This window comes from Corallococcus sp. AB038B, from assembly GCF_003668955.1.
GTDB lineage: Bacteria > Myxococcota > Myxococcia > Myxococcales > Myxococcaceae > Corallococcus > Corallococcus exiguus.
This window is the reverse complement of the sequence record NZ_RAWO01000196.1, coordinates 1-418: the sequence shown is the minus strand read 5'-3', so window position 1 is coordinate 418 and position 418 is coordinate 1. Positions and strand designations below refer to the sequence as shown.

Here is a 418-nt window from a genome sequence, read left to right as displayed (position 1 = left end):
CTCCGAAGAGGGGGACCTGGCCAACTGGATGATTCCCGGGAAGATGGTCAAGGGAATGGGCGGCGCCATGGACCTGGCGGTGGGCGCCAAGCGCATCTACGTGGCCATGGAGCACGCGAACAAGGAGGGTCAGCCGAAGATCCTCAAGAAGTGCTCGCTGCCCCTGACGGGCCTCAAGTGCGTGCACCACATCGTCACGGACCACGCCTTCCTGGACGTGACGCCGGAGGGGCTCGTCCTGCGCGAGCTGGCCCCGGGCGTGACGGTGGAGCTGGTCCAGAAGCTCACCGAGCCGAAGCTGAAAATCGCTCCGGACGTGCGCGAGATGAAAGTCTGAGCGCGCAAGGCTAAGGTGCGCCGCTGGGGGAGGGTGGTATGGACGACTTCCCCGGCGGAGCCCCTTTCATGGCCGATACCT

General features: G+C 65.6%; 1 protein-coding gene. It reads left to right on the top strand.

Going from position 1 to position 418, the window contains the following annotated elements:
• Positions 1-337: CoA-transferase (locus D7Y04_RS42995; RefSeq protein ID WP_304988662.1), on the top strand; the 337-nt coding region annotated here is incomplete at its 5' end.
• Positions 338-418: the final 81 nt, after the last annotated feature.